At 65.1% G+C, this 7,444-nt stretch carries 7 protein-coding genes and 1 pseudogene; 4 read left to right on the top strand and 4 right to left on the bottom strand.

Going from position 1 to position 7,444, the window contains the following annotated elements; all coding sequences use genetic code 11:
- Together B2W70_RS09470 and B2W70_RS09465 are read right to left on the bottom strand one after the other, a co-directional pair.
- A partial coding sequence (locus tag B2W70_RS09470; protein ID WP_286745144.1) for a type II toxin-antitoxin system HipA family toxin occupies positions 1–1,181 on the bottom strand: 1,181 nt, incomplete at its 3' end.
- A 16-nt stretch (positions 1,182–1,197) separates the two neighbouring features.
- A complete protein-coding gene (locus tag B2W70_RS09465; RefSeq protein WP_286745142.1) occupies positions 1,198–1,509 on the bottom strand; it encodes a helix-turn-helix domain-containing protein in 312 nt (103 codons plus the stop codon).
- A gap of 451 nt (positions 1,510–1,960) precedes the next feature.
- Between B2W70_RS09465 and B2W70_RS09460 the strand changes: the two genes are divergently transcribed.
- On the top strand, positions 1,961–3,220 hold the full coding sequence (locus B2W70_RS09460; protein ID WP_286745140.1) for a GGDEF domain-containing protein: 1,260 nt from the start codon (positions 1,961–1,963) through the stop codon (positions 3,218–3,220).
- Position 3,221: 1 nt separating this feature from the next.
- The gene (locus B2W70_RS09455; RefSeq protein ID WP_286745137.1) at positions 3,222–4,502 is read left to right on the top strand and encodes a GGDEF domain-containing protein; all 1,281 of its coding nucleotides are present in this window, start codon (positions 3,222–3,224) and stop codon (positions 4,500–4,502) included.
- An 8-nt stretch (positions 4,503–4,510) separates the two neighbouring features.
- On the opposite strand, the gene B2W70_RS09450 is transcribed toward B2W70_RS09455, so the two are convergent.
- Together B2W70_RS09450 and ribA are read right to left on the bottom strand one after the other, a co-directional pair.
- Positions 4,511–5,419, bottom strand: a complete 909-nt coding sequence (locus tag B2W70_RS09450) for a cation diffusion facilitator family transporter (protein ID WP_286745135.1) — start codon at positions 5,417–5,419, stop codon at positions 4,511–4,513.
- Between the two features lie 8 nt (positions 5,420–5,427).
- A complete protein-coding gene (gene ribA, locus B2W70_RS09445; protein WP_083505708.1) occupies positions 5,428–6,102 on the bottom strand; it encodes a GTP cyclohydrolase II in 675 nt (224 codons plus the stop codon).
- A gap of 140 nt (positions 6,103–6,242) precedes the next feature.
- Between ribA and imuA the strand changes: the two genes are divergently transcribed.
- Both imuA and B2W70_RS09435 read left to right on the top strand, forming a co-directional pair.
- Positions 6,243–7,115, top strand: coding sequence for a translesion DNA synthesis-associated protein ImuA (gene imuA, locus B2W70_RS09440; RefSeq protein WP_286745132.1), 873 nt, complete (start codon positions 6,243–6,245; stop codon positions 7,113–7,115).
- A pseudogene (locus tag B2W70_RS09435) lies at positions 7,075–7,444 on the top strand (DNA polymerase Y family protein); the annotation flags it as partial. The gene imuA and the pseudogene B2W70_RS09435, both read left to right, overlap by 41 nt.

The raw sequence follows: 7,444 nt of genomic DNA, 5'->3' as shown, positions 1-7,444 counted from the left end.
CCTCTGGCAGAGGTGACGATCCGCTCCACATCAGCGGGTGGACTTGATGGGGGTAGAACCTGGCGAAGCCGCTGCTCCCACGAGTTGGCCAGGTGAGCGCTGGTCTGCCGCAGGTAGTCGCCTGCGGTTTCGGCATCGAGGCCAAAGGTGGGGGCCGACGAGAGCAGGTGCTCTGGGCTGGCCACGGTTGAGCCGTTGAGGGCGACCGACATGGCGAGAGGCGGCCACGGGCCATGACCAGCAGGCCCCGCGAGTTGGAGGGGGGTGATGTCGAAGGCCGGGGCCAAGCGCCAACTCCCGTTCACCAGCAGCAAGCCGTGATTGCGGGGGTGATCATCGACGTTGCCAACCAGGGCGTTGAAGACCATGCGCTTGAACAACTCGATGCTGTCGCCTAAGGGTCCGCTTGTGAATCTGCTCCAGCGCGCGGCTTCGTGCGCGAAGTCCAGGTAGGAGCGCCGGGCGTCGCCGCGTACGCTGGCAGGCGCAAGGCGCAAAACGGTGTGGGCGCTGGCGAAGAGCCGGCGGCAGGGCCGGTGCACGTCACCGTGGCGATCAAATCGCTCGACCATGAACACCTGGTGGGCGCCGAAGGTGGACAAACGGATGGGAGGCGTGGTGATGCCGCATTCGTGAGCAAGCGACATGGCAACGTACTCAAGCGCCGGCATGCCGGCGCGGTCGCCTCGATCTTGCATCTTGGCCAGCCAGAGCTGGCCTTCGTGGGCGACGGTGATCTTTGGGCGTTCGCCACCTGCGCTGGTCTCTAGATCTGAGTTGACCGCGCGAATGGCTCGCGACGCCGGCGCGTGCTCGTCAAGGCGGGCCACCGCGGCGGCCAGGTCGTGGAGATTGGGCGTGGGCCCGTTCTGCTTGCGCTCGATGTCCTCGCACACCGCGATGGCACCAACACCGTCGCCGGCGCCCACTTCGAGCAGCTCCATGTCGCTGAGCTCGCGCCCGTGCTTGGCGTTGATGCGGTCTTGGCCGTAGCCCGAAGGTTTGGCATCGGCGATCACGCCAGGCAGGTGGGGCGACGAAATCGGGCGCAGGCCCAGGCGCATGGCCACCGGATCGATGCTGATGCCGTTTTGGACGAAATCGCGCTCGTAGGCCAGCGAGTAGCCCAAAGGTGCTTGGGTCAGCGTGCCTGCCAGCGTGGGCTCGGTCTGGTTAGGCATCCAGACCCACAGGGGCTTACGGTGCATGGCTGCTCCCGGGGCTGAGCTTGCGAACGGCAAACTCGGTGATCATGGGGTCTCGAGAGGGGTCGAGGATCTCTTCGAACTGCTCGAGCTGGTCCAGCGCGTGCAGGATCTTCATGAAGTTGCCGATGGACACGCCATCGTTGCCGCCCTCGACGGCGTAGATCGTGCTGGTGCCAACGTCGGCCAGGGAGGCGAGCTGCGCCTGGGTCAACGAACGAGCCTTGCGCGCGATCTTGCAGCGCTCGCCCAGGCTGGCCAGCGTGCGAAGCACCCATGGGGGGGGTGTGCGAATTTTGCTCATGGACTGATTATCGAGTAAAATCAGTCCAATGGCAATGAACCCCGCTTCCAGAAGGAGCGTATCACCTGCAGAGGCAGAAGCGACGGCCGCGCCAGCGATCCATGGGCTGCTCCGACCTTGCAGCTGACGGTGCGCGAACATTTCGGTAGCGATTTGTTGTCGCCATGCACTTCGGTAGTGGAAAGTTGTCGCCTCGCTCGGACAGAAAATACCCTGCTGCGTAGAAGTCTTCCTAGGAGAGAATGGCGAATGAGAGGATGGGATTTTGTGTCGGCCTACTGCCTCACCCAGAGGCACAATCGGCGCCCCACAAGGGAAAACCAGCGTTCGCCGTCTCACGGTCCAAGACACCTTTCCGATACGATCAATCGTCCATCCACAGGACGTTGAACCCCGCGCGTCAAGCCCACAGGCCGTGGCGCCCCACGTCAGCAGCAGGAATTTCGACGACGTGTCGTCCGTGACCACCCTCATGACCGAGCCCATGCCGCAAGCCGATGCGCGAGATGAGCTCACCGCAGCCGATGCCCGGGCCATCGACGCCTTGCTGCATGGCGGCATGCGGATGCTGAGGTTCCCGCCGCCCCTTGAGTCGCGCTTTCAGACCGACACAGCACTGGAGCGCCTGCAGACCTTGCTGGGCGCGGGCGCCTTGGTCAGCGTGCTGTTCAATTGGCTGTTGCTGTCGGACTGGATGATGATCCCCGACCGCTTCGATGACGCCTTGCGGATGCGGCTGATGTGGTTCACACCATGCATCTTGCTGGGCTTGATCGTGCTCACGAAGCTCAAATCACCGGCCTTGCGAGAAGGCTCTTTGGTGTTGGCCGGCATGGTCTCGACGATCATCAACGTCCACCTCTGCGTTGGCAGCACCGATCCCATGGCCGGGCCTTATCTCATCAGCGTGAGCGTGGTGCTGGTGTACTGCAACACCGTTGCACGCATGCGCCTGAGGCCTGCCATGTGCCTTGATTTTTTCGTCATGGCCATGTTCCTGTACGGCTGGTCTCGTCTGCCGCAGGCTCCGTTCGCCATCATGGCGCCAGCTGCGCTGACGGTGCTCTCGCTCGCAGTCTTCACGCTCTACGGTGCGTACATGCAAGAGCGCGATGTGCGCCAGAACTGGCTTTTGCTGATGCGTGAACGGCTCCTGCAGCACGAGCTCTTGCAGGCCAACGCCAGCCTCGAAGAGGCCTCTCGAAATGACCAGCTGACCGAGTTGGCCAGCCGCCGGCACTTCGATGCCGAGCTCGAGCACCGCTGGCGCCAAGCCGCCCAAGCAGGTCAGGAAGTCTCACTGATCCTGCTGGCGGTGGACCACTTCAAGGCTTGTCAGGCCAGTCGCGGACAGGGCGCAGCCGATGAATGCCTGCGTGCCATTGCGGGCGTGGTCAGGGCCGATTTTCAGCGCCCGGACGACCTGCTGACACGCTTTGCCGGCGAAGAGTTCGCTGTGCTGATGGTGGGCACCACCTTGCAGACCGCCGTGGGCGCGGCCGAGCGCATCCGCAAGGCGGTGGAAAACCTGCGCCAACCCCATGGGCCAGATCAGCGCGACCTCATCACCGTCAGCCTCGGGGTGTCGTGCATGCGCCCTGACTCGCCGCATGCCAGCCCGACTCAGTTGATCGCCGTGGCCGATGAGGCCTTGCACCTGGCTCGCCAGCGCGGGCGCAACCGCGTCATCGCGTTTGGCACACAGGACTGACATGAGCGCCATCTTCTCGCCCCGCCCGGTCACGCCGCCCACCGATTTTGATCGCCCGGTTCAGGGCTCGCACCACGCCACCATGGTGCGCATACAGGATCTGCTGGAAAACGGCTTCCCGCTGATGTCTTTTCCAACCGATCTGGAAGAGGCCTTTCAGCGCGACGCCCTGCCCGCTCGCGAACGCCACTTCCTCATCAGCAGCCTCATTTCCCTGCTGATCTACAACGGGTATCTGCTGGCCGATCAGTTGATGATCCCGGACATGTTGTGGCTGGCTGCGCAGTTGCGGCTGCTGGTCTTCACGCCGATTGCGCTGCTCTCGCTGTTCTTGTTCTGGCGGGGCTTTCACCCCTTCCATCGCTTGATGCCGCTGGCCTTGGTGGACGTGCTGATGCTGCTCGGCGGCGTGGGCGCTGCAGCCAGCCTGGCCATCGTCATGCCGCTTTCCGAGAGCCCGATGGTCCACTTCTTTCCGGTGGGCTACATGGTGGTCATCACGTATGGCAACGTTGTTTCGCGCATGCGCTTTTGGTATGCGCTGACCTTCACCTCCATCATGCTGGGCATCGTCGTGGCCAGCGTGATGTCACAAGAGACGTTTCCGCCTCGGCTGCTGTGGCCCATCTCGTCCATGGTGATCTCGGTGGCCCTGTTCACTTTGTGCGCCAACTACTTCATGGAGCGCGATGAGCGTCGGCGTTTCCTGCGCACCCTTCGCGAGCGCAGCCTGGTGCGAGACCTGACCCAGGCGCATGCGCGGCTCAAAGACATCTCGCGCATTGACACCCTCACCGGCCTGCACAACCAAAAGCACATCCAGCAGCACCTGAATTTGGTCTGGGAGCGCGCCTGGCGTGACCGCAGTGCCCTGAGCCTGCTGCTCATCGACATCGACCACTTCAAGAAGTTCAACGATCGCTACGGGCACACGGCAGGCGACGAATGCCTGCAAAAGGTCGCCCGGGTGCTGCAGGACGGGCTGCGCAGGCCCGCTGACGTGGTGGCCCGCCTGGGGGGCGAAGAGTTCCTGGTGGTGCTGCCGAACACGGACGCTTCCTTTGCCAACGGCGTGGCCGAGCGCCTGCGTCAGGCCGTGGAGTCGCTGCAGGTCCGCCATGAAAGCTCGACCACGGCTCGCCACATGACCGTCAGCGTGGGCGTGGTGACCTGTCAGGCGCACCCTGACCTGCTGGTTGACACGCTGATGCAACGGGTCGAGCAGGCCTTGCAGCAGGCGAAGTCCGAAGGCCGCAATCGGGTCTGCGGTCGCGCTGCCTGAATGCCCGGTCAGACTGGATCGAGGTGCGTCTGCACGTTGAGAACGGGCAGGCCTGCCATCACGCGCTGGCGTGCCTGCAAGGCGATGTCGTGGCCCTCGCGCACGCTGAGCTGGCCGTCCACCTCCAGGTGAGCATCGACCAGGATCAGGTCGCCCATCTTGCGGGTGCGCAATTCGTGCACGCCTTGCACACCGGGCGTCTGCAACAGTGTTTCGCGGATGTGGTCGATCTGCTCTTGCGATGCGGCGCGGTCCATGAGGTCGTGCAGGGCATCCCAGCCAAAGCGCCAGCCCATGCGCAACACCATCAGACCGACGATGAGCGCAGCAACGGGGTCCAGCAAAGGGTAGCCCAGCAGGTTGCCGAGGATGCCCAGCGCCACCACGAGCGATGAGGCCGCGTCGGAGCGGGCGTGCCAGGCATTGGCCACCAGCATGCTCGATCGCACTTTTTCAGCCCCCGCCAGCATGTAGCGAAACAGCGCCTCCTTGGCCAGCAAGGTGCCGACCGCCACGTACAGCGCCAGGGCTTGCACCTGGGGGATGTCTTCGGCGTGGGTCAGGCGGTCGATGGCGCCCCACAGCATGCCGCCTCCCACGGCAAACAGCAGGAGCCCCAAGGCAAGCGAAGCGGCCGTTTCGTAGCGCTGGTGACCGTAGTGGTGGTCGTCGTCGGCTGCCTTGTGGCTGTGGCGGTTGACCAGCAGCACCAGGAAGTCAGACAGCAGGTCGGACAGCGAGTGGATGGCGTCGGCCACCAGGGCTTGCGAATGCGCCCAGATGCCAGCGGCGAGTTGCAGCACCGTCAGCACGATGTTGACAACGACGCTGACCATCGTGCTGCGTCGCGCGACTTGCTGGCGCAAAGCAGGGTCGACCGATTCCGGGTCGTCGAGGGGCGGCAGGTCGGTGGCCATGTCGGCGCTCAGCCCAGCCAGTCGATGTGGTGGCCGAGTTTGCGGGCTTTGGTGCCCAGGTAACGCTCGTTTTCAGGCTGGACGTCGCTGCGCACCGGCACGCGCTCTTCGATCTGCACGCCCTGCTCCTTCAAGGTCTGGACCTTGCGCGGGTTGTTCGTCATCAGCTTGACCGACTTCACCCCCAGGGTGGCGAGGATCTCGGCGGCGGCGTCGAACTTGCGCAGGTCGGCTGCGAAGCCCAGGTGCTGGTTGGCCTCGACGGTGTCCAGGCCCTGGTCCTGCAGTTGGTAGGCGCGCAGCTTGTTGGCCAGGCCGATGCCACGGCCTTCCTGGCGCAGGTACACCACCACGCCACTGCCGCGCTTGCCGATTTCACTCAGGGCAAATTGCAGTTGGGGGCCGCAGTCACAGCGCAAGGAGCCGAAGACATCGCCTGTCATGCACTCGGAATGAACGCGGACCAGGGCACTGCCCTGCACCTCGCCCATGACCATGGCCACGTGCTCCAGGCCGGTGGCCTTTTCGCGAAACAACTTCATGGTGAAGCTGCCGTGTTCGGTCGGCACGCGTGCTTCGGCGAGGAACTCCACCAGGGCGGCGGTGACCGGGGTCAAAGGTTCTTTGGGGCCCGGCGGGGTGCTGGCACCCGAGCTGGTAGGGGCGGAGTCTGGGCTGGACATTCGTTTTCCTCAGGGGGTGTCATTGTGCCAAAACCCATGGGGATCACCCGAAGGCGTCCGCAAAGTCCGTTCAGGAGTGCCCGGAAAGTGGCGTCAAGGGGTGCGCAAGGTGGTTTTTCGAGCCACCAAACACTGTATGCATGTACAGTATCGACATGCTCAAAAGCACCGTGCCCCCTCATCCGGTTTCCTCCTGCGCATCCGCGCGGGATGCGGTCGATCGCCTGCCGCCGCACCTGGCCCAGGCTGTCTGGCCTGGGCACTTGCTGGGCACAGGAGCACAGCTGGTCTGGCCCAGCGGGCACCCGCTGCTGGATGCCGAATTGCCGGGTGGCGGCTGGCCTGCGCAGTGCCTCAGCGAGGTCCTGCAGCCCCAGCCCGGCCTGGCCGAGTGGCGCCTGTTGCTGCCGACCTTGCGCCAAGTGGTCCAGGCCGGCGGGCACGTTTTGCTGATTGGCCCACCGCATGTGCCGCACCTGCCCGGGCTGGCGCAGCAAGGCCTGCCGCCCGATCGGGTGATCCGCATCGATGTCACCACCATGGCCGAGCGCCTGTGGGCCACCGAGCAAGCTTTGTTGGCCGATGGGCTGTGGGCGGTGCTGAGCTGGCTGCCGCAGGCCCGGGCTGCGCAGGTGCGCAGGCTTCAGGTTTGTGCGAGTCGGCAAGCCGGGCCGGTTTTCCTGTTCCGGCCGGAGCGGGTGTCGAGCGAGGCTTCGGCCGCCCCCTTGCGCCTGCACCTTTCACTGGGGGCCTGCCCCCATCCTTTGGTGGTGCGCCTCGTCAAACGACGCGGGCCCTTGCGTGAAACGCCCCTGCAACTGGCCTGCTGGCCTCCAGGGCTGATCGAATTGCTGCCGCCTGGTGAGCAGGGCCCTGTGTCACCCCTTTCGCCTGACTGGTCTCGCGCTCCGGCCAAGCGCCCTCCTCTGGCGCCCGCTGTGCCCTGGGTGGCGAGCCCGTCTTTGCCCGACCATGCCGAGCTGGATCGCCCTGCTGCCCGCACCCACGCCTGAACGCGGTGAGCTGGACGCCTTGCACCTGGGTTGGTGGGCCTTGCAGTTCACCCCTCGGGTGGCCTTGCTCGAAGAAGCCGTGGTGCTGGAGGTGCAGGCCAGCGAGCGCCTGTTCGGTGGTGCGGCACAGCTGTGGCAGAGGGTGTGGCAAGAAGCCATCAAGCTGGGGGCCCTGGCCGCAGCGCGCTCAGGCACGGCGCATGCGGCGCTTGCCCTGGCTCGCACCTGGCGAGGGCTGGACGCGCCCCTGAACACGCCTCTGGACACCTCGCTGGCCGCCCAACTCGCCCCACTGCCCTTGCACAGCATGAGCGCGGTCGGCCAGCACG

The sequence above is a fragment of the Aquabacterium sp. UBA2148 genome, assembly GCF_002328915.1.
GTDB classification, from domain to species: domain Bacteria; phylum Pseudomonadota; class Gammaproteobacteria; order Burkholderiales; family Burkholderiaceae_C; genus Aquabacterium; species Aquabacterium parvum.
The sequence above is the reverse complement of the archived record's forward strand: the minus strand, read 5'-3'. Positions and strand labels throughout refer to the sequence as shown.